20 protein-coding genes are annotated in these 22009 nt (G+C 64.5%); 6 read left to right on the top strand and 14 right to left on the bottom strand.

Annotation, left to right across the window (positions count from 1 at the left end; all coding sequences use genetic code 11):
• Nucleotides 1–39: 39 nt before the first annotated feature.
• Complete coding sequence (gene rimP / locus DRF71_RS14270; protein WP_112311140.1) at nt 40–672, bottom strand: ribosome maturation factor RimP; 633 nt, start codon at nt 670–672, stop codon at nt 40–42.
• 411 nt (nt 673–1083) lie between these two features.
• On the opposite strand from rimP, the gene DRF71_RS14275 reads away from it, so the two are divergent.
• Together DRF71_RS14275 and DRF71_RS14280 are read left to right on the top strand one after the other, a co-directional pair.
• Nucleotides 1084–2904: an autotransporter assembly complex protein TamA gene (locus DRF71_RS14275; protein ID WP_232831506.1), complete on the top strand. Its 1821-nt coding sequence runs from the start codon at nt 1084–1086 to the stop codon at nt 2902–2904.
• Nucleotides 2904–6452 carry a translocation/assembly module TamB domain-containing protein gene (locus DRF71_RS14280; protein ID WP_112311142.1) on the top strand — a complete coding sequence of 1183 codons (3549 nt, stop codon included), beginning with the start codon at nt 2904–2906 and terminating at the stop codon, nt 6450–6452. Before DRF71_RS14275 ends, DRF71_RS14280 begins: the two co-directional genes overlap by 1 nt.
• Before the next feature lie 206 nt (nt 6453–6658).
• Here the strand turns inward: DRF71_RS14280 and DRF71_RS14285 are convergent, their stop codons facing one another.
• The 6 genes from DRF71_RS14285 to DRF71_RS14320 form a co-directional block, all read right to left on the bottom strand.
• The gene (locus tag DRF71_RS14285; RefSeq protein ID WP_112311143.1) at nt 6659–6856 is read right to left on the bottom strand and encodes a hypothetical protein; all 198 of its coding nucleotides are present in this window, start codon (nt 6854–6856) and stop codon (nt 6659–6661) included.
• Nucleotides 6857–7360: 504 nt separating this feature from the next.
• On the bottom strand, nt 7361–7990 hold the full coding sequence (locus tag DRF71_RS14295; protein ID WP_157971094.1) for a YjbF family lipoprotein: 630 nt from the start codon (nt 7988–7990) through the stop codon (nt 7361–7363).
• Entirely contained in the window at nt 7981–10053 is a 2073-nt protein-coding gene (locus DRF71_RS14300; RefSeq protein WP_112311146.1) for a YjbH domain-containing protein, read from the bottom strand. Before DRF71_RS14300 ends, DRF71_RS14295 begins: the two co-directional genes overlap by 10 nt.
• A 180-nt stretch (nt 10054–10233) precedes the next feature.
• Nucleotides 10234–12156 (bottom strand): polysaccharide biosynthesis protein, encoded by a 1923-nt coding sequence (locus DRF71_RS14305; protein ID WP_112311147.1) that lies wholly within the window; start codon nt 12154–12156, stop codon nt 10234–10236.
• Nucleotides 12157–12257: 101 nt separating this feature from the next.
• Nucleotides 12258–12869: a sugar transferase gene (locus DRF71_RS14310; protein ID WP_112311148.1), complete on the bottom strand. Its 612-nt coding sequence runs from the start codon at nt 12867–12869 to the stop codon at nt 12258–12260.
• Nucleotides 12870–12871: 2 nt separating this feature from the next.
• On the bottom strand, nt 12872–13840 hold the full coding sequence (locus DRF71_RS14320; protein WP_198672207.1) for an NAD-dependent epimerase/dehydratase family protein: 969 nt from the start codon (nt 13838–13840) through the stop codon (nt 12872–12874).
• Nucleotides 13841–13978: 138 nt separating this feature from the next.
• Here DRF71_RS14320 and DRF71_RS14325 point away from each other — a divergent pair, with 138 nt between their 5' ends.
• Nucleotides 13979–15121 (top strand): polysaccharide biosynthesis/export family protein, encoded by a 1143-nt coding sequence (locus DRF71_RS14325; RefSeq protein WP_112311150.1) that lies wholly within the window; start codon nt 13979–13981, stop codon nt 15119–15121.
• Between the two features lie 17 nt (nt 15122–15138).
• Here DRF71_RS14325 and DRF71_RS14330 read toward each other — a convergent pair whose 3' ends face one another.
• From DRF71_RS14330 to DRF71_RS14345, 4 genes are read right to left on the bottom strand one after another with little or no spacing between them, the layout of a single operon-like run.
• A complete protein-coding gene (locus DRF71_RS14330; RefSeq protein WP_112311151.1) occupies nt 15139–15585 on the bottom strand; it encodes a MarR family winged helix-turn-helix transcriptional regulator in 447 nt (148 codons plus the stop codon).
• Entirely contained in the window at nt 15582–16427 is an 846-nt protein-coding gene (locus tag DRF71_RS14335; RefSeq protein WP_112311152.1) for a carbon-nitrogen hydrolase family protein, read from the bottom strand. The genes DRF71_RS14330 and DRF71_RS14335 overlap by 4 nt, the downstream gene beginning before the upstream one ends.
• Nucleotides 16427–16684 carry a glutaredoxin 3 gene (grxC, locus tag DRF71_RS14340; protein WP_112311153.1) on the bottom strand — a complete coding sequence of 86 codons (258 nt, stop codon included), beginning with the start codon at nt 16682–16684 and terminating at the stop codon, nt 16427–16429. Before grxC ends, DRF71_RS14335 begins: the two co-directional genes overlap by 1 nt.
• Before the next feature lie 35 nt (nt 16685–16719).
• A complete protein-coding gene (locus DRF71_RS14345; protein ID WP_408634534.1) occupies nt 16720–17508 on the bottom strand; it encodes a ComF family protein in 789 nt (262 codons plus the stop codon).
• Nucleotides 17509–17558: 50 nt separating this feature from the next.
• On the opposite strand from DRF71_RS14345, the gene DRF71_RS14350 reads away from it, so the two are divergent.
• Both DRF71_RS14350 and hemH read left to right on the top strand, forming a co-directional pair.
• On the top strand, nt 17559–18380 hold the full coding sequence (locus DRF71_RS14350) for a methyltransferase domain-containing protein (RefSeq protein ID WP_112311154.1): 822 nt from the start codon (nt 17559–17561) through the stop codon (nt 18378–18380).
• 72 nt (nt 18381–18452) lie between these two features.
• Complete coding sequence (gene hemH, locus DRF71_RS14355; RefSeq protein ID WP_112311155.1) at nt 18453–19493, top strand: ferrochelatase; 1041 nt, start codon at nt 18453–18455, stop codon at nt 19491–19493.
• 115 nt (nt 19494–19608) lie between these two features.
• Here the strand turns inward: hemH and DRF71_RS28095 are convergent, their stop codons facing one another.
• Both DRF71_RS28095 and DRF71_RS14360 read right to left on the bottom strand, forming a co-directional pair.
• Nucleotides 19609–19785, bottom strand: coding sequence for a hypothetical protein (locus DRF71_RS28095; RefSeq protein ID WP_198672208.1), 177 nt, complete (start codon nt 19783–19785; stop codon nt 19609–19611).
• 144 nt (nt 19786–19929) lie between these two features.
• On the bottom strand, nt 19930–20502 hold the full coding sequence (locus DRF71_RS14360) for a L,D-transpeptidase (protein ID WP_112311156.1): 573 nt from the start codon (nt 20500–20502) through the stop codon (nt 19930–19932).
• A 271-nt stretch (nt 20503–20773) separates the two neighbouring features.
• On the opposite strand from DRF71_RS14360, the gene dalA reads away from it, so the two are divergent.
• A complete protein-coding gene (gene dalA / locus DRF71_RS14365; protein WP_112311341.1) occupies nt 20774–21292 on the top strand; it encodes a divisome-associated lipoprotein DalA in 519 nt (172 codons plus the stop codon).
• A 139-nt stretch (nt 21293–21431) separates the two neighbouring features.
• Here dalA and DRF71_RS14370 read toward each other — a convergent pair whose 3' ends face one another.
• Nucleotides 21432–21932 (bottom strand): L,D-transpeptidase family protein, encoded by a 501-nt coding sequence (locus DRF71_RS14370; RefSeq protein WP_112311342.1) that lies wholly within the window; start codon nt 21930–21932, stop codon nt 21432–21434.
• Nucleotides 21933–22009: the final 77 nt, after the last annotated feature.

Raw genomic sequence — 22009 nt, forward strand, 5'->3', positions numbered from 1 at the left:
TCCGGTGGTGTTTGGGCCGGTCTTAACCGGATAAAGGGTTCAGTGTTTCGTTTCGGGCGTATTGCCGGAGTCTTCCCCGTCGGAATCCTCCTCGTCGCCCTCAAGTTCTTCGATCTCGTCAAAGCCGCCCTCTTCGGGCAGCGCGACCTTGCGCTGGCGCAGCATCTCGGCAATCAGCTCATCGGTCAGGACCAGTTTCGCATCGGCCAGCCAGTCGAATTGCAGGCCGATGATCACAGGCGCGCCATGCTGGTCGATCTCGATCAGGATCTCGCCATCCTCGACGCCTTTCAGCTCCCCCTTGAAGCGGCGCTGGCCCTCGATCAGTTCCGAGGTTTCGATCCGCGCCTCCCAGCCGGCCCAGGCATCAAAGTCTTTCAGCCGGGTCAGCGGGCGGTCGATGCCGGGGGAGGATACCTCCAGCGTGTAGTTGTCCTCGATCGGGTCTTCCACATCGAGCACTGCCGAAACGGCGGTGGAAATCTTCGAGCAATCCTCGACCCCGATGCCGCCTTCGGGGCGGTCGGCCATGATCTGCAGCGTCTTTTGCACCTTGCCATGGCCACCCATCAGGCGGATGCGCACCAGCTCATAGCCGAGCCCCTCGATCACCGGGGCGGTGATTTCCGCAAGGCGGCGGTCAATGGCGGTTTTTGCGATCAGATCGGACATGGCGGGCTCGGACGTGCCTTTCGGGCAATAGGGCTTTGCGGCGAGGGGAAGGGGCGCGAAACAAAAAAGCGGGCTCAGCGGCCCGCTCATCCATCCGGTAGCCCCGGGTTTGGACCCCGACGCAGCTGTTGGACCCTTATATAGGCCTCTGCGCGGCTTCATGCAAGCGCTGTGTTTCGGGGTGGTGGAAGGGGTCGGCGGGGCAGTAAAGTCAGGGCCTTAGCGGATCCCTCCCGCGCGCCGGTCGCGCGCCGGGTCCGGACGAATCGATGCGCCGCCGGCCCGGGCTGGCCCCGGGGCAAATGGGAACAGATTGGGGAAAGCCCGCCGAGACACGCTAAATCTGTGGTTCTGCGGTTGCTCTTAACCGGAAATTTGCGGATAGTTGCACGGCTGGCAATGGGTGGTGTTTTGCGCAGGTTTCTTCCAGTTTTTACCGGGCGCCGGCTGGCGCATGTCACGCTGATCGCGGGGGCGATGAGTTTCATCGCCTTGCAGCCCGGCCAGGCGCTGGACGCAGTCGCCTTTGATGTGGTGGGTGAGGATAAGGATCTCACCAAAACCCTGCGGCAATCCTCGCTGCTGGTGGCCCAGGTCGCGGAAAAGCAAACCGAGGCCGAGGATATGGTTACCGCCGCGCGCGCCGATTACGGTCGCATCCTTGCGGCGCTTTATGCCGAGGGGTATTATTCGGCGGTGATCCGCATCACCATCGACGGGCGCGAAGTGGCGAATATTCCGCCGCTTGATGCGCCCTCGGCCGTGGGTGCGATCCGGGTCTGGGTCGATCCGGGGCCAAGATTTGAATTCGCCGACACGGTGATCGACCCGCTGGCCAGCGACACCGTCCTGCCCGAGGGCTTTGCCCGTGGCGAGGTGGCGCGTGCCGGTGTGGTCGAAGAGGCGGTCGCGGCCTCGATCCTGCAATGGCGCGAGCGCAGCTATGCAAAGGCAAAGGTTGATCGCGAGGATATCACCGCCGATCACCGCAACAACACGCTCTCGGCGCGGATCGGCATCCTGCCCGGCCCGTCATTGCGATTCGGCACCGTCACCGTCAAAGGCGCCGAGCGGATGCGGGTGCAACGCATCCTGAAAATCGCGGGCCTGCGCGAGGGCGAGAAATTCAGCCAGTCCGAGCTGGACCGCGCCGCCAACCGGCTGCGCCGCTCGGGCGTTTTCTCCTCGGTGACGCTGACCGAGGGCGAGGCGCTGCAAAATGGTGGTCTCCTGCCCATCGAGATCTCGGTGACCGAACAGAAGACCCGCCGCTATTCCGTCGGGGCCGAACTCTCCTCGGTCGATGGCGTCTCGCTGACCGGCAGCTGGATGCACAGGAACCTGATGGGCGGCGGAGAGCGGCTGAAGATCGAGGGCTCGATCAGCAATATCGGGGCCGGCGACAGTGGGGTGGATTACGAGCTGGGGGTGAGCATTGATCGCCCCGCCACGCTGACACCCGACACCACCGCCGGGCTGATGGCAAAGGTCGGCCATCTCGATGAGGTGGATTATTACGCCGATTACGCCGAATTCGGTCTGACCTTCACCCAGTATTTCTCGGAACAGGTGACCTTCCGGGGCGGGCTGTCTTACGAATATGTCCAGGGCGCCGACCCGACCGGCGATTTCCGCTACCGCAACCTCGCGCTGCCGCTGGGCGTGACCTGGGATCGCCGCGACAGCAGTACGGATGCGAAAAAGGGCTTCTATATCGACGCCACCGCCAAGCCGTTTTACGGGTTGGGCACCACAGGATCGGGGGTGCGGATGACCGCCGATCTGCGCGGCTATCGCAGCTTTTCCGATAAGAAATACACCATTGCCGCGCGCATCCAGGGCGGCGCGATTGTCGGCAGCGACTTGCTGGAAACGCCGCGTGACGATCTGTTCTTCTCGGGTGGCGGCGGCACGGTGCGCGGTCAGCCCTATCGCTCGCTCGGGGTTGATATCCCCGACGGCTCGGGCGGCACCTATCTGATCGGCGGCACCGAATTCGCGGCGGCCTCGCTGGAGCTGCGCGCGCGCTTTGGCGAAAGCTGGGGCGGCGTGGCTTTCATTGATGCGGGCTATGTCGGAGCCGATGGCGACAGCGAATCCCATGCCGGCGCCGGGATCGGGGTGCGTTATGAGACGGGCTTCGGCCCGATCCGCTTTGACATAGCGGCGCCGGTCAGCGGCAAGAGCGGCGACGGCGTGCAGATTTACATCGGTCTCGGGCAGGCATTCTGATGCGCTATATTCCTCTGATCCTTCCGGTCGTTGCCTTCACGGTGCTGCCGGGGACACCGATTCACGCGCAGGACAGCGCCGAGGATGATCGCGGCTGGCTGACCGCCATGCTGGAGGACAGTCTCTCGGGTGCCGGGCGCAAGGTCACGGTGACCGGTTTCGCCGGCGCGCTGTCGTCGCGCGCGACGATCCAGAAGCTGACCATCGCCGATGATGACGGGGTCTGGCTGACCATCGACAATGCCGCGCTGGACTGGAGCCGCACCGCGCTTTTGTCGGGCGAGGTGATCGTCAACGAGCTGTCCGCCACCTCGATCGTGCTGGAACGCATCCCGGCGGGTGACCCCGAGGCGGTCTCGCCCGAGGCGGGAACCTTTGACTTCGCGCTGCCCGACCTGCCGGTCTCGATTGATATCGGCAAGGTCCAGGCGGATTCCATCGTGCTGGGCGAAAGCGTGCTGGGGCAGCCTCTGAGCGGTACGCTCTCGGCCGAGCTGCATCTGGCAGGGGGCGCCGGGACCGCCGATTTCCTGATCGAGCGTACCGATGACGGACCCGAGGCGAAGATCGCGCTGAATGGCAGCTATTCGAATGAGACGAAACAGCTGGTGCTGGATCTGGACGCCCAGGAAGGCGCCGGCGGGCTGGTGGCCACGGCGCTGGACCTGCCCGGGAAACCCGCCGCTGGGCTGAGCATCAAGGGGCAGGGCACATTCGACGATTTCGCCGCCGATTTCCGGCTGGAAAGCGATGGCGAGGAACGTCTGGCCGGTCCGGTCACGGTGAAGACCGTCGAGACCGGAACCGGGTTCGAGGCGCGGCTGACCGGCAATCCGGCACCGCTTTTCCTGCCGGAATATGCCGAATTCCTCGGCAATACGCTGTCTTTGGATGTGGCGGGCACCAGTCTGACGGGGGGCGGGCTGCAGCTGGACGAGATGGCGCTGAAGGCGCGCTCGCTTGATCTCAGCGGCAGGCTGACACTGGCCCCGGGCGGGATGCCCGCGCTGATCAATGTCACCGGCACTCTGGCCAGCCCCGATGGTGCGCCGGTCCTGTTGCCGATCTCGGGCCCGGTGCCGACGCGGGTGCAGGATGCCGCGCTCGGGCTGCAATTCGATGCCGCGCAAGGCTCTGGCTGGACCATGCAGCTGAGCATGACCGGCCTCGACCGTTCCGACCTCACGCTCACGCGCACCGGGCTGATCGGCGGCGGTACGCTGGACCGCCAGGGCGGCAAGCCGGGGATCGAAGGCACGCTGCTCTTTGACGCCGAAGGGTTCGGCAGGCTTGATCCGGCGCTGATCGCGGCGCTTGGCCCGAAGGTCACCGGGCGCACTTCTTTTACTTGGCGCGAGGGCGACAAGGCGTTCAGCCTGCCCGAAATCACCCTGAACGGTGCCGATTACGGGCTGACCGGCGCGGTTGATATTGCCGGGATCGGCGAGGCGCTGCTGACCAGGCTGGACATGACGGTGAAGGCTGCCGATCTGGGGCGCTTCTCGGGTCTTGCCGGGCGGCCGCTGGCCGGGGTGGCGGAGGTCGGGCTGAAAGGCACGGTGACGCCGCTGACCGGCGCCTTTGATCTTGACCTGAACGTGTTGGGCCAGGGGCTGAAATCGGGGATCGCCGAGGCCGACCGGCTTCTGGCGGGGCGCTCGGTCATCACCGCATCCGCGCTGCGCGACACCACCGGCACCACCTTGCGCAGCTTCTCGGCGCAGGCGGCGACGCTGAATGTCACCGGATCGGGCAAGCTGACCAGCCAGGGCGCTGATATCAAAGCCGATATCGACTGGAAAAATCTCGCCGATATCGGCGCGAATTACGCGGGAGCGTTGCTGCTGAGCGGCACTTTCACCGGCGATGCGGCCAATGGCACCGCGCAGTTCGGCGGCCAGAGCCAGGGTCTCAGGATCGGCCAGGCCGAGGTGGACCGGCTGATCTCGGGCCGCTCGGATCTGAGGGCGACGGTGGCGCTGGTCGGGGGCGCACCGGTTCTCAGGGCGCTGAACCTGGCCTCGCCCTATGTCACCGCCGAAGTGGTGGGTGAGGGCGATCAGGGCGCGATGCGGGTCTCGGGCCGGCTGAGCGATCTGGGCCTGCTGGTCTCGGAATTTCCTGGGCCGGTGACCCTGTCGGGGCGGCTGACGCCTGCGGGCGGCGCGGATTTCGACACCGATCTGCGGGTCCAGGGCCCGGCGGGCATTGACGCGCGGCTGAGCGGACGCATCGGTGCGGTGCCCGATCTGACCGTCACCGGCAGCGGCGAGGCGGCGGTGGCGAACCCGTTCACCGACCCTGTCACCGTGGCGGGGCGGCTGGGCTATGATATCCGCCTCTCGGGCGGCTGGGCGCCGGCCAATGCCTCGGGGCGGGTGACGCTGGCCAATGGCCAGCTGGCGGTGCCGGCACGGGGGATCTCATTCGAGCGGATGGCGGCGACGGCGGATCTTGCGGGCGGCTCGGTGCGGCTTGCCTTTACCGCCGATGTGACGCGGGGCGGCCGGATCCGGGTGGATGGGCCGCTTTCCATCGCCGCGCCCTTCAACGCCGATCTGACCATCCAGGCCGACCGTGTTCATCTGCGCGATGCCGAGCTTTATGACACCACCCTTGATGCGGCGCTGGCGCTGAACGGGCCGCTGATGGGGGCGGCGCGGCTTTCCGGCACCGTGCGGATCGGCGAGACCGAGCTGCGCGTGCCCTCGACCGGCTTCGCCTCGGCCGCCGATATGGAGAAGATCCAGCATGTCGGTGACAGCAGCGCGGTGCGGGCTACCCGGGCCAAAGCGGGGCTTGGCGCGGTGCCGCCGGGCGGCGCTGCGGCCGAGGCCAGCCCGGGCATGCCGCCCTGGGCGCTTGATCTGCTGATCCAGGCGCCGAACCGCATCTTCGTGCGCGGCCGTGGCCTTGATGCCGAGCTGGGCGGAGAGCTGCGAGTCGGGGGCACGCTGAACAATATCGTGCCCGCCGGCAGTTTCGATCTGATCCGGGGGCGGCTGGATATCCTCGGCAAGCGGCTCGTGCTGGATGTGGCGAGCCTGACGATGGAGGGGAGCCTTATCCCCTCGATCAACTTCCAGGCCAGCAATGTCTCGGATGAGGTGACCAGCACCGTCACGGTCTCGGGGCCGGCCAATGACCCGGAGGTGACCTTCTCCTCGGACCCGGAGAAGCCGCAGGAAGAGGTGCTGGCCTGGCTGTTGTTCGGGCGTGGCCTTGATACGATCTCGGCCTTCCAGGCGGCGCAGCTGGCCAATGCGGTGGCGACGCTGGCCGGACGCGGCGGCGAGGGGATCGTCAACAAATTGCGGCGAGGCTTCGGCTTTGATGATCTGGATGTTTCGACCTCTGCCGACGGCAATACCTCGGTCAGCGCCGGGAAATATATTTCCGAGAAGGTTTATACCGAGGTCGGCGTTGATCAGTCCGGCAATACGCGGGTCAATCTCAACCTGAACCTCAAGCCCGGCGTCACCGTCAAGGGCCGGGTCGACAGCGATGGCAGCAGCGGCATCGGTATTTTCATGGAACGTGATTACTGAGGGCGCCAGTCTTTTCGGCAGTCTTGTTCGCCTGCCTGATGCGGCGCGGAGAAAAGAGAAAAGGGCCGCCCCGCCGGGGTGGCCCTTTTTCGGTCTGTCACGGCCCGCAGGGGGGCTGACAGGGGGGCTGACATGGGGGCAGAAACGGAAAAGGGCCAGCCCGAAAGCTGACCCCTTTGAGTATATACGCGTGATGCGTAGCTGGCTCAGCTGTCGCTGCCGCAAGCAACGGCGCAGAGAACTGCAGCGCCGATGAGCAGCGGAACGAGAACGCCACCGGTGCTCGAGGTGCGCTCGGTGACAACAACCGGGTCAGCTTCGTCGACGACGACAACCGGACCACCAGCGAAAGCAGCCGAGCCCACGAGGGACAGAGCGACTGCAGCAGTCATAACTTTCTTCATTGGAAACCTCCAGAACGACTCCAACTCCCGGATAGCATTTTTCTGTTCAGGACAAAAGCGAAACTCACTCGGTGAGCGGAAACTGTGGCAGGGACGCAATAAATTCGCTTCGCACGTGCAGAAATTGGGAAATCCTGTCGGCACTGACACAGAAAATGACGCTTTTTGCAGCCAGATCGCGATGCCTGCCGCAGGGTTTCAGCAAAAACCGGCATCCTGGCGGCCTATCAGCCCGGCGGCGCATCGGAAAAGCAGCGGATTTATGCCTGGTTTTCCAGGGCCGAGCCGGTGGTGGCCGCCTGGTTCGCGGCGCCTGGATGCTGCGGATGCATGGTTTTGTCCGGTGGCGAGTCAGGCAGGGCGGAATTCCTTACCCGGGAATAACAGCCCCGGCGTGTGGCAGGGAAGCCTTCAAAGCGCCAAGCAGACTCAGCCGGGTAACTCCGGTCGAATGTCCTTGCCGACAAGCCTCGCCGTTACAGTTGCATCGCAATGCGGCAGGGCTCAGTCGACCACGCGTTCGAATTCGATCTGGCCGATGCCCGGGCTGACCCATTCGCGGGATTTGCGGACCTTGCCGCCTTCCAGCCAGTAATGGTTGGTAAGCCGGCCGCCCTCGCGTTCACAGGTCTCGCTGATCTTGCGGGTATTGTGACCGCGCCCGTAGATCGTCACCGTTTCCGACCCGTCGGTGCTGGTGACGCAGGTATAATCCCGCCGCCCGGTCTGATCATCGGCATCCATGAAGAAATAGGACCGCCGGTAGCCACCGCCCGAGGCGATCTGGCCCGCCTGCGGCGCTGCCGAGGACATCAGATCGGCACCAAGGCCGCGTGTCTCGATCAGCACGTCACCGCGGAACGAGAACAGCATCCCATCGGCCGAGAACCATTGCACAACATCGCCGCGACGGTCGCGGATGGTGAGGAAGGTCTCGATCCCGCGCGAGGGGACGCGCAGCTTCATCACCGGCTCGTTCGATTTCTCGATATCGGCGCGGCTGACATTGCCGATCGGAGCCAGCTGGCCACCGGCCTGGCCGCCGCTGAGCTGCGGCACCAGCTTTTCCAGCTTTGCGCAGCCCGCAAGCGTGGCCAGCAGCACGAGCAGGGCAGAGGTGGTTTTCAACGCCATACGCGGCTCCATTGGTCATCGACCCGGTCGGTGTGATAGTCGCGGATCGTGTCATAGAGCCGGCCTTCGACATCGACACGCGCGCCGCCATCGCGTTGCAGCGGGCGAATGGTCTGGTTGATCTCTTGCCGGGTCGGGTTGCTCAGCATCCAGTTCATCGGGATGGTGATGCGGATGCCTTTGTCGAACCGGCCCTCGCCGACCTCTGCGGCGCTGGCATCGGTCAGGGTGGCGAAGGCCCCCACTTTCCAGCCATTGGCGAATTCGCGGTCCAGTGTCAGCGTCGCGCCGACATCGCCCGCGAGGTAGCGCCCGACATCCAGCTGGCCCAGATAGCCATTGCCGAAATCGTAATAGGCCGACAGATAGCCGGTCGTGATGGCATAATCATACTCGCCAAAGCCGAACATGCCATCGGTGTCGCGCTGTTTGGTGTAGTTCACCTCGACGCCCAGAGCGAGCGGGCTGTCGGCCGGTTTCCACAGCACCTCGCCCGAGACGCCGCCATGCATCCGCTCCAGATATCCGACGGTGACGCGGCTGTAGACGTTCGGGGCAGGGCGGGCATACCAGGCAAGCGTTGCACGTTCAAAGGCGAAATCCGAGCCCTCGTTATACTCGCGCGTGTCCGAGCGGACATGGGGCAGGGTGCCGCCCTTGTCGACCAGTTTCGCCTTTTCGGAATTGCCGGCGATCTTCTGGTAGACCGTGCCCGAGGCGATCCAGCCCGGGGCGAAATCATAGCTGGCCGAGGCGCGGATACCGATATCGCCGCGCGCCGGCGCGGTGACACGGAAGCCGGGCAGGATGCGCCAGCGGAATTTCTGATAAAGCCCCTCTTCGGGGCCGAGGCCCCCCGGAATCATCGCCCCGGCATCGGACCAGGTGACACGCTCACGCAAAGTGGCGGCATTGTTGGGCGTATGTTCCAGCCGTTCGAGATCCGAGCGGCGGATGGTGACTTTCGAGACGCCCATCCCCTTGACCACCGGCACGATGTCGAAAAATTCGACCGAAGCCGGCATCACGATGGAAAGTGCGCGCGCGGTGCGGCCGATGGCCTGGGCCGGCGCGTCGATCTTGTCATTGCGGATGCGGATCTGCACACGATCGGCCGTATAGGCGAAATCCTCGATCCGGATGCCGTCTTTTTCCAGATAGCGCGTCAGGTTCTTGCGCAGGACCGCATTGGCATCGGCCTGGGTGACCCAGCCGCCATCATAAGCATCCGGGTCCGAGGCGCGCGACGGCCGCGTGACCACCGGAACCGGGCCCGAACCCAGCACGCCGATGGTGCCGGGGCGGTTTTTCGGATCCATGACCAGATGGAAGGACAGCCCGAATTCCGAGCCGTAAAGCGAATAGGCGCCGACGCGGACATTGTCGCCCCAGGCATATTCGACGCCGATATTATAGGGGTTCTTCCGCTCGAACACCTTCTTGTTGCCGGCTTCCAGATCGTAATTATCGCTGGAATATTCGGCCTTCACCGTCCATTTGTCGTTGATCTTGTACTCAAACCCGCCAAAGAGCGAGGCCGGGCCGCGAAACCAGTTGCCCGCGTTCAGCTCTGACCCGAGGCCCGATGGGTCCCAGGTGTCGCGTATGCCGCTGAACGGGTTGCCAAAGGACTGATAGCTGCCATAGCGGCCCCAGCCGATGCCGGCGGTGACTTTCAGCCGGTCGTTGAAGGTCTTGGTTGCGACCAGATATTCCGCCGAATTGAAGCCGGTGCCGAGGAAATCCTGCAGGCCAAGGGTGACGGCGGGCATCCAGATGCCCTCTTCCGCCAGGCGGAAGCGCAGGTCAAAACTGCGGTCATTATAGGTCGTATAGGGTTCGTTCGGCAGCGCGGGCTGAAGATCGGTGTTGTTGTCCCATTTGCCGGTGCTTTGCAGCCGGAAGCTCGCCGCCATCCAGGAGGTGATCTGGAAGCTGATCGTCGCGCGCGCGACCTCGCCGAATTTCGACACTGACAGGTTGAAGGTGCCATCCGGCATCGTATCGCCCGAGGGCATGTCGATAAGGCCGGGCACGCCGCTGAAGCTCAGCGTCGGTTTCATTTCCGCATTCGACCGATCTGCAAGGGAAACCGTGATTACCGATGCACAAACCGTCGCAAGCAGCAGGCTACGAGTCTTGCTTGCCAAAACTGACCCTCCGTTCGCCCCATCTATGCGAAAGCCCGCAGAGAACGGCAAGCCCCGGAGTGCAGCAAGCCCCAATCATGCGCGGGAACCGCGTCACTGCGACATCACTGCCGCTTTGGATGCAAGCTCTGGCTGGCCATTGCCGCAGGCGATTCCGATGGCGAGTTCGCGGGCCTCTTCCGCATCGCCCGAAGCGGCAATCCGCCCAAGCCGTTGCAGCAAAAGCGGAATTTCCAGCCGGGTTTCATCTTCCTCGCTGGCGCGCAGGATTTTCGGATGCGGCGTGCGCAAAAGCCCGTCGCCGATCAGCAATTCCTCATGCATTTTTTCGCCGGGGCGCAGCCCGATAACGGTGATTTCAATATCGCCCGAGGGGTTGTCCTCATCGCGCAAAGTATAGCCAGCAGCCTCGATCAGCTGGGTGGCGAGGTCGCGGATCCGGACCGGCTTGCCCATATCCAGCACGAAGACATTGGCGCGGCCTTTGCTTGAGGCATCCTCGAAAGACCCGGCCAGCAGCACCAGCCGCGTCGCCTCGGAAATGGTCATAAAGTAGCGGGTGACATCCTCATGGGTCAGCGTGACCGGCCCGCCGCGGGCGATCTGCTCTTTGAACAGCGGGATCACCGAACCCGAGGAACCCAGCACATTGCCAAAGCGCACGATCGAGAAATGGGTGCCCGGATGGCGGTGGGCCATGTCCTGGATCACCAGTTCCGCCAGCCGTTTCGAGGCCCCCATCACATTGGTGGGCCGCACCGCCTTGTCGGTCGAGACCAGCAGGAAGCGCGTCACCCCGGCCTCGACACAGGCATCGGCCAGCGTCCGTGTCCCCAGCACATTGTTGACCAGGCCCGAGATCGGATTGGCCTCGACCAGCGGCACATGTTTATAGGCGGCGGCATGCAGCACCACCTCGACGCCGTTTTCCTGGATGGTGCGCCGCAAAGAGCGGGCATCGGTCACCGAACCCAGCACCGGCTCGATCCGGATGCCGCGCGCGGCTGGCAGGGCGGCCAGCTCGCGCTCGATGGTGTAAAGCGCCAGTTCCGACATCTCGAACAGCACCAGCCGCTGTGGCGCGCAGGCGATCAGCTGGCGGCAGAGCTCTGACCCGACCGAGCCGCCGGCGCCGGAGACCATGACGACACGCCCGTGATAGGCATCCGATCCGTCGGGCAGGCTGACATCCAGCCGGTCACGGTTGAGAAAATGGCCGGGCGAGACCGATTTCAGCGTGTCGACCCGCATCTCGGCGCCGGCAAGCTGCTCGAACGAGGGCAGCACCTGCACCTCAAGCCCAAGCGCCTGCATCCGTCGCCCGATCCGCATCTGTTTCGGCGCCGAAAGCGAGGGAATCGCGAGGATCACGCGGTTGATCTCGTGATTGCGGGCAATATCTTCGATCCGATCGGGGGAATGGATGCGCAGCCCGGCAATGCGCTGGCTGGACAGGTTCGGATCATCGTCAAGGAAAGCGACGACGCGGATCGTCTCATGCGCCTTCAGCGCCGAGGCGAGGCGCAGCCCGGTGGTGCCGGCGCCATAGATCAGCACCCTGACCGGCACCTTGTTGTAGCGCAGCGCCGACAGGTAGATCTGCAGCAGGAACACGCGCGAACCGATGGCGGCCAGAAACAGGATCAGCGTGAAGGCCAGAGTGCCCACGGCGGGGAAATACAGCCCCGGCAGATTGGTGACGAAGAAGGCCCCCGCCGCCACCACCGCCGCATAGGGGAAGATGCCGATGGTGCCAAAGGTCTGATAGCTTTTCAGCTTGACCCGCATCAGCCCGAAGGCAACCGAGGCAAAGCCGCCAAACACCGCCAGCAGCGGAAAGACCAGCCCCAGCCGCGAGATCTGCCCCGCCGGCCAGAGCGAATTATAGGTGAACATGCAGGCCAGCAGAAAGCTGAGCGGCGCCAGGGCGACATCGAGAAGCCAGATGGCCAGTTGCTTGTGCTGCCTGGTCAGGGATTGCGAGATCCAAAACAGCGTCTTGCGGAAAGATGTCATTGTCAGGGGGGTCACTGGAAAAACTGTCCGCAGAATGGGCATTTGCCGCGCTCAGGGCAAGCAGAACCATGCCGCGATTCGCTGAACCGGCGCCTCCTGGCCTATTTTCGCCGCAAAACCTGCCCGATGGTCTGGCCAAGGATGACCGCATCGTAGCAAAGACTGCGTTTGTCGCGGTAAATCAGGTCGAGATGCGCCTTTCGCGGCACGCAGCGGTGGCGGTAGACCTGATCGGTTTCTGCCGCATCGGCACATTGTGCCAGCAGCCAGGCCTCATGGCGGTGGAAATGCAGGGTGGCAAGGCCGGTGAGGCCGGGGCGGCAGTGCAGCACCTCGCGGTAAAGCGCGGGAAAGGCATCGGTATATTGCCTGAGCGGCGGGCGCGGGCCGACGATGCTCATATCGCCTTTCAGGATGTTCCAGATCTGCGGGATCTCATCCAGACGGTAGCGGCGCAGGATGCGGCCCTCGGGCGTGATGCGGGCGCGTTTATCGCCACCCGAGACGCCGGTATCCGCGCGCTCGACCGTCATGGTGCGGAATTTCCACAGTGCGAAGGGCCGGTCGGGGGTCTTCATCCGCTCGGCCACATAAAAGACCGGCCGGCCCGAGCGGATCAGGATCCAGAGCGTGATGATCAGCGCGGGCAGGGCCAGCAGGAGCGCCGCCAGCAGCGCGAGGATCAGGTCGAAGAGGCGTTTGCCGGGGGTCATGGTCAGGCCTCCGGCAAAGCGCGGAGCGCGCGGATTTCGGCGATGATCTGCCCGGGCCGGGCAAGGGGCAGCGGGATCAGCTTTGCCAGTGCGGTATTATCCAGCATGGCCGCCGGCACCACCGCCGGATTGGGGGCGGCCCAGTCCCAGGCCAGATCCGAGGCGGCAAGCAGTTCGGCCATCCCCAGTGGCGGCGCCTGGGAGAGGTTGAGGATAGGGGGCAGCGCCTCGCCTCCCGATTTGCCCCCCGGATTGCCTGCCGCAATCTCCCCGGCGATGCGTGTCAGCAGCGCGGCGATGGTCCGCGCGAAGGTGAGCGGGCCGATCCAGGACCGCATCGGCCCGCGCGGCTCGCCGGGGATCGGGTCCAGACGGATCACCGACCCGGGGTCACGCGGGGCCAGCAGCGCATCGGCGCCGGCCAGGTTGCCCAGCCGCAAAATGGTCAGCGCAAGGCCGGAGCCTGCCAGCAGGTGCTCGGCCTCCAGCTTGGCCGCACCATAGGGATTGGCAGGGGCGGGCGGGTCGGTCTCGCGGGCGGGCAGCGGCCCCGGCGCATAGATCGCGGCCGTCGACAGAAAGACCAGATGGGCAAGCCGGTTCCGGCGGCAGGCCTCGGCCAGGGCCGGGATCAGCGCCGGATTGGCGCCTGGATCGCGCGCGCCGGTGGTGCCCGCCAGATGCAGGAGGATCGCGTCAGCCGGCCAGTCCGGCGCGGCGCCGGCGCCGATATCCCAGGCCAGATCGCCCGGCGTGCTGTCATCCGACGCCCTGTCGTCCGCTGCTCGGTCGCCCGCCGCCTTGCCGCGCGAGGACCACAGGATCCGCAACCCCGGCGGTGGTTCTGCCGCCCAGGCCCGGGCCAGGATGCGGCCGACCCGCCCCCTGGCGCCGGTGACGATGATCGTGTGTTCGGACAGAGTTATGCGTTCCGACAGAGTTGCCCCCAGGTTTTTGCGCCGGAATCCCACCAAATCGGCCCTGCCGGCGCCACAGGCGATTGACCGCAGCGGGCCAGAGATTATGGTCCCCCGGGTCGATCTGTCCATATATGGGGATATGCGGGCAGGAGCGACACCGGAATTCCAGGGCTGCCGCCGGAGATATATATGCTTTCCTCGCCTGTCGTGAGGCTGCTGGTCGCAGCCACCGTTTCCGTGTCGCTTGTCGGCTGCAATGCGCCGAGGGGTGCCGGAAAGGCGAGTGAGATCCTGCGCGGCGCCGATGCGGAGGACGCCGATTTCCAGGTGGTGCATGTCTCGCGCGACAGCGTGGCGCAGGTCTCGGGCTGGCCCGGCATGGGCGGCGGCGCCGCGACCTCGGGCTGGCTGGCCAGAAAACGCGGGCCCTCGGGCAATACGATCCAGGCCGGCGACAAGATTGATCTCACGATCTGGGAGACCGGGGATGTCACGCTTTTGTCGCAGCCGGGGCAGAAAGTGGTGGCTCTGCCGGGGCTTACCGTCTCGCCCGACGGCACGATCTATCTGCCCTTCGCCGACAATGTCTATATCGGCAATATGACCCCCGATCAGGCGCGCCAGGCGGTGCAGCAGAAGATCGAGACGATCATGCCGGCCTCGCAGGTGCTGGTCGCGCATCAGCCAGGGCATAAATCGACCGTCGATCTGGTCTCGGGCGTCAATGCGCCCGGCAGCTATCCGATGCCGTCTAGGGATTTCACCGTGCTGGGCCTGATCGCGATGGGCGGCGGCATCCCGCCCGCGATGAAGAACCCCTATGTGCGGCTGATGCGCGATGGCAAGCTGTACGGCATCTCGGCCGACCGGCTGCTGAAAGACCCTGCCCAGGACACGACGCTGCGCGGCGGTGACAAGGTCTATGTCGAATCGGATGAGCGCTATTTCATCGCGCTCGGCGCCTCGGGGGCCGAATCGCAGGTGCCTTTCCCGCAGGACCGCGTCACCGCACTTGAGGCGCTGTCGCTTTCGGGCGGCCTGAACGATGCGCGCGCCGATGCGAAATCGGTGCTGGTCTTGCGCAATTATCCCGGCACTGCGTTGCGCAACCCGGGCAGCGCCGAGGGCTCGGGCCCCGACAGGCAACGGGTGATCTTTGCCATCGACCTGACCTCGGCCGACGGGCTCTTCTCGGCGGGGCAGTTCTATATCCAGAACAAGGATGTGGTTGTGGTGGCGGAAAGCCCGATCGGCTCGGCGGCCTCGGTGATCGGGCTGGCGGCGGGTCTGATGGGGATCGGGCGTTCGGCCCAGGCGATCGGCAATAACTGATCGGGGAAGGAGGGCGCTCAGCCCTCCTGTTCCAGCCTTGCGCGCATCTCGCGCAAAACCGGCAGGACCGAGCGCACCCGGTCCTGGCCAAGCGCCTCGACCACTTCGGCAATCATCGGCGTCACCGCCTGGACGGCGGCATCGCGGGCGGCGCGGCCGGCGGGGCTGATCGCCACGAATTTGCGGCGCGCATCATCCCAGTCGGGGCGGATATGGATATGGCCGGCCCATTCCAGCCGTGACAGCGTATTTGTCATCGCGCCGCGCGTGACATGGAAGGCGCGTGCCAGCTGCGCGGGGGTGCGTTCATCCTGCACCCGCGCCAGATGGTTCAGCACCGAAAACTGCGACAGCTCCATGCCTTTAGGCAGGGCTTTCGAGATGCGGTTGCGGGCCAGCTGATCGGTCATAAACAGCTCGCCAAACAGCGCGACGGCAATGTCTTCGGTGCGGTCCTGGCTCATGCGGGGCCACTCGACGGGCCGCCGAAATCGCGGTCATGGGTCAATGCCGGCACCCGGCCCCGCGCGCGGTCGATCTGGGAAAGGTCAAGATCGGCGAGGGTGACGCCCGGCTCGGTGCCGCCATCGGCGATCACCTCGCCCCAGGGCGCGATGGCCAGCGAATGGCCCCAGGTGCGCCGGCCCCGGCCATGCGCCTCGCGGTGGAACCCGGTCTGGGCCGGAGCGAGGACGAAACAGCCGTTTTCGATGGCGCGGGCGCGAAGCAGGGTTTCCCAATGCGCGCGGCCGGTGGTGTCGTTGAAGGCCGCCGGCACGGTCAGGATCCCGGCGCCGGCCTGCGCCAGGCGGCGGAAGAGATGCGGGAAACGCAGATCATAGCAGACCGCCATGCCGACTTTGCCAAAGGGCGTCTCTGACACCACCGCGCGCGCGCCCGGCCGGTAGCCGGCGCTTTCGCGGTAAACCTCTGTTTCCGAGACAGTGACGTCGAACATATGGATCTTGTCATAGCGCGCGAGGATGCCGCCATCCGGCCCGATCAGGAAAGAGCGGTTGGCGAATCGCCCATCGGCATCATGGGTCAACAGACCCAGCGAGCCGATCAGCAGATATTTTCCCGACGCCGCCGCCATGTCGCGCAAGGCGGCGAGTGTCGGGTCGTCTTCCTCATGGTGGTAGACACTGCGCTGATGGTCGCGCGACGAGGACAGGCAATTGGTCATCTCGGGCGTCAGGATGAAATCTGCGCCCGAGGCGACCGAAGTGCGGATCATGCCCTGGACCGAGGCGAGATTCTCGCCCGGATCATCGGTGACAGTCAGCTGGATCAGGGCCGCACGCATCAGCCGGCCAGCAGGGGGTCAAGCCTGCCCTCATGTTCCAGCGCATGCAGATCGTCCGAGCCGCCAACATGGATGTCGCCGATGAAAATCTGCGGCACCGAGCGCCGCCCGCCGGCGCGGTTGGTCATCGCCAGCCGCAGATCGGGGTCGCGGCTGACATCGATCTCGGTAAAATCCACGCCCTTTTTCGTCAAAAGCCGCTTGGCCGCAAGGCAATAGGGGCAGGTGGGGGTGGTGTAGATTTCGACTTTGCGCATGGCTGGTCCCTTATTCCGGGTGGAACTATAGGGATTTAACCATTGCGTGCAACGCGTGCGAGGGCGAGAACGGATACCGGCCCTGCACCGGCGGCATGGCAGGCCCCGGTGGCGGCAGAAAATGTGGCGCCCGAGGTCATCACATCATCGACCAGCAGCACCGGCCGGCCTTTGACCCTTGCGGCCCGGGCTGGCGGGATGCGGAGCGCGCCATCCAGCGCCGCGAAGCGTGCCTCGCGCGAGCGGCCCTCCTGGCTGCCGGTGGCGCGGGGGCGGGTCAAGAGGTCGGGCAGGTGGTCCAGCCCGGTCAGCCGTGCCAGTTCCGCCGACAAAAGCGCCGCCTGATTGTATTGCCGCCGGAACAGCCGCCAGCGATGCAGCGGCACCGGCGCGATCACCATATTCTCGGTCAAAAGGGGGCGCGCCGCGCGGGCCAGCCATTCCCCCATCGGGCGCGCCAGATCCAGCCGGTCGCCATGTTTCAGCGCCAGCACGAGGTTGCGCGCGGTCCCCCGATACAGCATCGCCGAGCGACCCGCAGCCCAGGGGCGGGGCGAGGCATGGCATTCCTCGCAAAGGATGCGCCCGGCGCTTTCCGATCCCGGCGCATCGGGCGCCAGATCCGCCGGCACGCCGAGGCCGCAGGCATCGCAACAGGCGCCGGTGATGAAAGGCGTCTCCCGCCAGCAGCTGCCGCAAAGCCCGAAATCGGACGAGACCAGCCCGCCACAGGCAATGCATTGCGGCGGAAACACCGCGCGGATCAGCCCCAGGCCCAATGTCTTTGCCAGCACGACCGCATGGCCCCGACCGGCCGGGATCACCTTATCTGCGCTTGCATCTTCGCAACCGCCCCCTATTTTCCGCCCTCATCATGTCCGCACCGCTCCTGACCGATCGCCACGCCCTTGACCTTCACCGCCGCCGCGCGGTGAGCGCGCCGGATCCGGCTTTCTTCCTGCTTGAAGAAGCCGCAGATGAGATCAAGGAAAGGCTGCTTTCGGTTAACAGGAGGTTTACAGCCCCCGTCCTTGTCAGCGGTTTTCCCGGATTCTGGTCTGCGGTGCTGCCCGAAACGGCTCAGATCGCCGATCAGCCGCTGCTGGATCTGGTGCCTGGTGCCCAGGATGCGGTGATCCATGCCATGAGCCTTCACTGGGCCGATGACCCGGTCGGGCAGATGGTGCAGGGCTTTCGCGCGCTGAAACCCGACGGGCTGTTCCTTGCGCTGCTGTTCGGTGGTCAGACGCTGCATGAGCTGCGCGCCTGCCTTGCCGAGGCCGAGGCCGGGATCACCGGCGGCCTCTCGCCCCGGATCCTGCCGATGGCGGAGATCCGTGACCTTGGCGCGCTGCTGCAACGCGCCGGATTCGCGCTGCCGGTGGCCGACAGCTTTACCCGCAAAGTGGCTTACCGGGACATCTTCCACCTGATGGGCGATCTGCGCGCCATGGGCGAGACCAATGCGCTGGCGGCCCGGCTGAGGCGCCCGACCAGCCGGGCGCTTTTCCTGCGTGCGGGCCAGATCTACCAGCAGAATTTCCCCGCCGCCGGCGGCCGTATCGAAGCCACCTTTGAGGTGATTTGCCTGACCGGCTGGACACCCCATGAAAGCCAGCAGAAACCGCTGCGCCCCGGATCGGCCTCGGCCCGGCTGGCGGATGTGCTGAATGCGACGGAACACCGCTTGCCATAACGCGCCCTGGCGCTTGACCCCCGCCGCCAAGCCTGTATCCCGGGGCCGCAACCAGAAGAGGGAGCGGCAGCTATGACCGACAGGATCCAGGACCTTCCCGAGGGCCATCCGGTAACGGGGACCAGGAAGATCGGCGTGCTGATCGCCAATCTCGGCACGCCCGACGGCTATGATTACTGGTCGATGCGGCGCTATCTGAACGAGTTCCTCTCGGATAAGCGGGTGATCGACATTCCCGACTGGAAATGGCAGCCGCTTTTGCAGACGGTGATCCTGACGAAACGCCCCTTCACCTCGGGCGCGAATTACAAGCTGATCTGGAATGAAAAGCTGAACGAGTCGCCCTTGATGACGATCACCAGGGCGCAGACGGCGGCACTGGCCGCCAGCCTGAAGGCGCGGTTCGGCGACCGGATCGTGGTCGATTTCTGCATGCGCTACGGCAATCCCTCGACCGGCGAGAAGCTGCGCGGCCTGATCGCGCAGGGCTGCACGAAGATCGTTTTCCTGCCGCTTTACCCGCAATATGCCGGCGCTACGGTGGCGACCGCGAATGACCAGCTCTTTCGCGAGCTGATGAAGGAAAAGCGCCAGCCCACGGTGCGGATCGTGCCGGAATATTACGACAATCCGCTTTATATCGAGGCGCTGGCAGGCTCGGTCACCCGCGCCTATGCGGGCCTTGACCACAAGCCCGATCTGCTGGTCGCAAGTTACCACGGCATGCCCAAACGCTATATCGAAGAGGGCGATCCCTATTACTGCCAGTGCCGCAAGACCTCACGCCTCTTGCGCGAGAAGCTGGGCTGGAACGAGGATGATCTGCACACCTCCTTCCAGTCGGTTTTCGGCACCGAGGAATGGCTGCGCCCCTATACGGTCGACTATGTGGCCGAGCTGGCGAAACAGGGGAAAAAGCGCATCGCAGTGATCGCGCCGGCCTTTTCCGCCGATTGTATCGAGACGCTTGAGGAGATCCAGGGCGAGATCCAGGAGGCCTTCCTCCATGCCGGGGGCGAGCGCTTCACCTATATCCCCTGCCTGAATGACGATCCTGCCCATATCGCGGCGCTGACTGCAGTGATCGCCGACACTCTGGCCGGCTGGGTCTGAACGGCGTCCGGGCGGCTCTGGCGATCAGGGGCAACCGGGCGGGGTCAACCGCGACCGCCCAAATGAAAAGGGACGGCAGAAGCTCTGCCGTCCCTTTCTATAAATCCGTCTGTGATCAGCTCGCGGCAGCAGCAGCGATCACGACCAGCAGCAGCAGCGGAACGACGATGCCACCCGAAGACGAAGTCGTTTGCTTCACAACTTCCGGCTCCATGTAGGGCTCAACGACGCCGCCAGCGAAAGCCGACGAAGCGGCAACCGAGAGAGCAGCGGCAAGCGCGATTTTTTTCATCTTAGAATCTCCAGTTACAGCATGCCGTGGTATTGCAGAGGTCACGACATGCACCCAAGTGTCCTCGTAACCGACTGTTAATCAGTAGCCCCGGAAAAAAGCAATTCGCGCAGCGCTGACACTGTATGTGGGGCCATGGTGTCGTCAAATTAGCAACACTTGCGTGCCAATTTGTGCCATGTCGTAAAGTTCCTGAACGTGTTCATTATACATGCCGATGCAGCCATTGGACGATTTCCGCCCGATCTTGCGGGTGTCATGGGTGCCGTGGATGCGGTAATAGGTCCAACTCAGATACAGTGCGCGGGTGCCCAGCGGATTGTCCGGCGCACCGCCCTCGACCACATCCGGCCAATCCGGATTGCGCTCTTTCATCGACGGCGTCGGGCGCCAGGACGGATTCACCACCTTTTGCACCACCTCGGTCCGGCCCAGACGGGTCAGGTCATCCGAAAGCGGCACCGAGGTCGGGTAAAGCCGGTAAATCGACTGATCTTCCGACCAGTAATGCAGCGCGCGCGAGGTGATATCGACCAGAATCGCTCCTTTGCGGGTGTTTTCGAAATAGCCGCGCCAGTCCAGCATCCGGAAGCTGGAGGCATTGTTGCGCGGTGTTTCCTGCGCCATGGCCGGCAGCAGCCCCGCGCCCAGCGTGGCTGCCCCAAAGGCGGCGGCACTGCCAAGCACCCTGCGGCGATTCAGGTGGTCAGCGGACATCTCGTTACTCCTGCAATAGGTATTTTTGCGCGAAATCTAGTATTTCCTGAGACGATGCGCAAATCAAACGGTTGTAACGGGGGCGGCGCTGCGGCAGAGCCTCCTGCTGCCGGCGAAAGCGGGCGGGAAAGCGGGCAGCTCTGGTGCGGGTCCGTGCTGCGGCGGATGGTCTCTGCCCATAGGGCACGATGCAAGCGCGTAGCATTTGCGCCCGCGTCACAGTTTGGATAAAAGGGGCAAAACACCGAAACGGGCAGTAGCTGGTGAGATCATGAAAAGACGCGCATTCCTGGCCCTGGGCCCGGCGATTTTGCTGGCCGGTTGTGGAGGGGTGGGAACCGAACCGGTTCAGCTTGGCGCGGATGGCAAACCGCTGCCGCGCATATACCGCATCACTCCGGATATCGCCGGGCAGATTCCCTATCGCTTCCTTGATTCCGTCAACACGATGCGGCGGGCCAAGGGCGCACAGCCGCTGGCTTATAATGCCTCGCTGAACGCCGCCGCCGCGACTCATTCGCGCGATATGTCGGTGCAGAACCGGCCCTGGCATTTCGGCTCGGACGGCTCTTCGCCGCTGACGCGGGTGCAGCGCGCGGGCTATAGCGGGCGGCTCCTGGGCGAGAATATTTCCGAGACCTATCAGACCGAGCTGGAGACGCTGTCGGTCTGGATGGCCGCAAATGACCAGCGCGATGTGGTCATGGACCCGAATGCGCGCGAGATAGGCTTTGCCTGGTTCCAGGAAGAGAGCGGCAAGATCTGGTGGACGCTGGTGACCGGCGGCTGATCCGGCCTGCTCTGACAGGGCTGGAATCAAAGCAAAACAGGCGGAAAGAAAAACGGGCGGCCTGTGCAGGGCCGCCCGTTTTTCTTGCTGTGTTGCTTTCTGTGGCCCGTCCCGAAGCAAAGGCTCCGGGGGCAAAGGCTCAGGGCAGGATATGGACGGGTGTGCCGAGATTGACCATCGAATAGACCTCTTCGATCTGGTCATCGGTCACTGCGATACAGCCCTCGGTCCAGTCGCGCACCGAGACCTTGTTGCGTGGCCCGCCATGGATGAAGATCTCGCCGCCGGGCGATTTATTCTGCGAACGCGCGAATTCCTTGTCGACGACATTGGGGTAATCCACATAGAGCGACAGGTGGTAGCGCGAATTCGGGTTCTTGAAGGTCATGTAATAGGTGCCTTCGGGCGTCTTGCCGTCGCCTTCGAACTGTTTGTGGCCCAGGGGCTGAAAGCCCAGACCCACATCATATTTCTTCAGAACCTTTTCATTGTTCAGCAGATACATTTTCCGCTCACCCTTCTGGATGATCACCGAAGTCACCTCCGGTCCATTATAGGTGCGGAATTTGGTGTCTTTCCTGCCGCAGGCGGCCACCGTGACCACCAGCGCCAGGATGAGAAGAAGTCTGAATGCCCGCATGAGGTGGTTTCCGCCTGCCTGTTTTTGTTTACGCCCGTTTTCTTCCCGATAGCCGAATCGAACCTGTGACGCCAGCA

This window comes from Pseudogemmobacter bohemicus (assembly GCF_003290025.1).
Taxonomy (GTDB): domain Bacteria; phylum Pseudomonadota; class Alphaproteobacteria; order Rhodobacterales; family Rhodobacteraceae; genus Pseudogemmobacter; species Pseudogemmobacter bohemicus.

What these genes read in the sequence shown, in the direction of transcription:
- DRF71_RS28095 (WP_198672208.1), bottom strand. Translation starts at nt 19,785, where the DNA reads ATGAAAAAAATCGCGCTTGCCGCTGCTCTCTCGGTTGCCGCTTCGTCG.
- DRF71_RS14330 (WP_112311151.1), bottom strand. Translation starts at nt 15,585, where the DNA reads ATGAGCCAGGACCGCACCGAAGACATTGCCGTCGCGCTGTTTGGCGAG.
- DRF71_RS14310 (WP_112311148.1), bottom strand. Translation starts at nt 12,869, where the DNA reads ATGACCCCCGGCAAACGCCTCTTCGACCTGATCCTCGCGCTGCTGGCG.
- DRF71_RS14360 (WP_112311156.1), bottom strand. Translation starts at nt 20,502, where the DNA reads ATGTCCGCTGACCACCTGAATCGCCGCAGGGTGCTTGGCAGTGCCGCC.
- dalA (WP_112311341.1), top strand. Translation starts at nt 20,774, where the DNA reads ATGAAAAGACGCGCATTCCTGGCCCTGGGCCCGGCGATTTTGCTGGCC.
- DRF71_RS14280 (WP_112311142.1), top strand. Translation starts at nt 2,904, where the DNA reads ATGCGCTATATTCCTCTGATCCTTCCGGTCGTTGCCTTCACGGTGCTG.
- DRF71_RS14285 (WP_112311143.1), bottom strand. Translation starts at nt 6,856, where the DNA reads ATGAAGAAAGTTATGACTGCTGCAGTCGCTCTGTCCCTCGTGGGCTCG.
- DRF71_RS14305 (WP_112311147.1), bottom strand. Translation starts at nt 12,156, where the DNA reads ATGACATCTTTCCGCAAGACGCTGTTTTGGATCTCGCAATCCCTGACC.
- DRF71_RS14295 (WP_157971094.1), bottom strand. Translation starts at nt 7,990, where the DNA reads ATGGCGTTGAAAACCACCTCTGCCCTGCTCGTGCTGCTGGCCACGCTT.
- rimP (WP_112311140.1), bottom strand. Translation starts at nt 672, where the DNA reads ATGTCCGATCTGATCGCAAAAACCGCCATTGACCGCCGCCTTGCGGAA.
- hemH (WP_112311155.1), top strand. Translation starts at nt 18,453, where the DNA reads ATGACCGACAGGATCCAGGACCTTCCCGAGGGCCATCCGGTAACGGGG.
- grxC (WP_112311153.1), bottom strand. Translation starts at nt 16,684, where the DNA reads ATGCGCAAAGTCGAAATCTACACCACCCCCACCTGCCCCTATTGCCTT.
- DRF71_RS14335 (WP_112311152.1), bottom strand. Translation starts at nt 16,427, where the DNA reads ATGCGTGCGGCCCTGATCCAGCTGACTGTCACCGATGATCCGGGCGAG.
- DRF71_RS14325 (WP_112311150.1), top strand. Translation starts at nt 13,979, where the DNA reads ATGCTTTCCTCGCCTGTCGTGAGGCTGCTGGTCGCAGCCACCGTTTCC.
- DRF71_RS14350 (WP_112311154.1), top strand. Translation starts at nt 17,559, where the DNA reads ATGTCCGCACCGCTCCTGACCGATCGCCACGCCCTTGACCTTCACCGC.
- DRF71_RS14370 (WP_112311342.1), bottom strand. Translation starts at nt 21,932, where the DNA reads ATGCGGGCATTCAGACTTCTTCTCATCCTGGCGCTGGTGGTCACGGTG.
- DRF71_RS14300 (WP_112311146.1), bottom strand. Translation starts at nt 10,053, where the DNA reads ATGAAACCGACGCTGAGCTTCAGCGGCGTGCCCGGCCTTATCGACATG.